The organism is Streptomyces sp. O3 (genome assembly GCF_054788135.1).
The window spans coordinates 1-1765 of the sequence record NZ_JBTVYK010000119.1; the positions used below are offsets into that span (position 1 = coordinate 1).

Sequence of the window (1765 nt, forward strand, 5' to 3'; positions counted from 1 at the left end):
CCGCCAGCGTCTCGATCAGGACGGCCGTCTGCACGGTCATGTGCAGCGAACCCGTGATCCGGGCCCCGGCCAGCGGCCGGGCCTCGGCGTACTCGCGGCGGATCGCCATCAGACCGGGCATCTCATGCTCGGCCAGCGTGATCTCCTTGCGGCCGAACGCGGCAAGGGAAAGGTCGGCGACCTTGAAGTCGGTGAAGTCAGCGGACGGGGGCATGCAGGCTCCTTGATTCTTGGATGGTGCGGTGGATCTCCAACGTCGCCGTTGAGCGATTCAGGGTGATGTAGTGCAGGCCGGGCGCGCCTTCGGTGAGGAGGCGGTCGGCCATGGCGGTGGCGTGGTCGACGCCGATGCGGTGGCTTGTGGCGGGGTCGTCGCGGGCTGCTTCGAGGCGGTGGGCCAGGTCTTCGGGGAAGGCGGCGTCACTGAGTTCGGCGAAGCGGCGGATCTGGCGTACGTCGGTGGCGGGCATGATCTCGGGGATGATCGGGGTGTCGCAGCCCGCTGCCGCGACCCGGTCGCGCAGGCGCAGGTAGTCCTCGACGTGGAAGAACATCTGGGTGATGGCGTAGTCCGCCCCGGCCTTGCATTTGGCGACGAAGTGGCGGATGTCGCTGTCCCAGTCGGGCGAGCGCGGGTGACGCTCGGGGAAGGCGGCGACACCGACGCTGAAGTTGCCGGACTCCCTTACCAGGGAAACGAGTTCATGAGCGTGCTCGAAACCTTGGGGGTGCGCGGTCCACTCTCCGTTGGGGTCGCCTGGCGGGTCGCCGCGCAGGACGAGGACGTCGCGGATCCCGGCGTCCGCGTACTGGCCGATGATCTGGCGCAGTTCGGCGACGGAGTGGCCGACGGCGGTGAGGTGCGCGACGGGGCGCAGCGTGGTGTGGGCGGCGATGCGCTTGGTCACTGCGACCGTACGGCTCCGGGAGGAGCCGCCCGCCCCGTAGGTGACGGAGACGAACGTCGGGGAGAGCGGTTCGAGGCGGCGGATGGCGTCCCACAGCGTCCGGTCGCCTGCCTCGGTCTTCGGCGGGAAGAACTCGAAGGAGAAGGAAGGGGTGCCGTCGGCGAGGACGTCCTTGACCGTCTTGGCGGTGGTCATCTTCTGTCACTCCCCGCGTTGAAGTAGTTGGCCTGGGGGTGGTGGATGACGAGGGCGTCGGTGGACTGTTCGGGGTGGAGCTGGAACTCTTCGGAGAGGTGGACGCCGATCCGTTCGGGCTCCAGGAGCTGGGCGATCTTCGCGCGGTCTTCGAGGTTGGGGCAGGCGGGGTAGCCCAGTGAGTAGCGGCAGCCCTGGTACTCGGTGCGGAACATGCCGTCCATGCCGGTCGGGTCGGCATCGGAGATGCCGAGTTCGGTGCGGACGCGGGCGTGCCAGTACTCGGCGAGTGCTTCGGCGAGCTGGACGGACAGGCCGTGCAGTTCGAGGTAGTCGCGGTAGGCGTTCTTCTCGAAGAGTTCGGCTGTGGCCTCGCCGATCCTGGAGCCGACGGTGACGATCTGGAGGCCGACGACGTCGGTTTCGCCGGAGTCTTCGGGGCGGAAGAAGTCGGCCAGGCACAGACGGCGGCCGCGGCGCTGGCGGGGGAACGTGAACCGGGTGCGCTCGCCACCGCTCTTCTCGTCGAGGATGATCAGGTCGTCGCCCTTGGACACGCACGGGAAGTAGCCGTGCACCACGGCTGCCTCCAGCAGGCTGCCGGTGTGCAGCTTGTCCAGCCACATCCGCAGCCGCGGCCGCCCCTCCCCCTCGATCGTGTC

General features: G+C 68.6%; 3 protein-coding genes. All 3 read right to left on the bottom strand.

Annotated features, from left to right (window positions below; all coding sequences use genetic code 11):
* Positions 1-214 (bottom strand): adenosylhomocysteinase (locus tag ACX6XY_RS29945; RefSeq protein WP_460337734.1); only part of this gene is annotated, 214 nt, incomplete at its 3' end.
* The gene (metF, locus tag ACX6XY_RS29950; RefSeq protein WP_460337737.1) at positions 198-1103 is read right to left on the bottom strand and encodes a methylenetetrahydrofolate reductase [NAD(P)H]; all 906 of its coding nucleotides are present in this window, start codon (positions 1101-1103) and stop codon (positions 198-200) included. The genes ACX6XY_RS29945 and metF, both read right to left, overlap by 17 nt.
* The coding region (locus tag ACX6XY_RS29955; protein ID WP_460337740.1) for a vitamin B12 dependent-methionine synthase activation domain-containing protein at positions 1100-1765 on the bottom strand (666 nt) is incomplete at its 5' end. The genes metF and ACX6XY_RS29955, both read right to left, overlap by 4 nt.

Coding starts and splice junctions, on each gene's coding strand:
- metF (WP_460337737.1), bottom strand. CDS start 1,103: ATGACCACCGCCAAGACGGTCAAGGACGTCCTCGCCGACGGCACCCCT.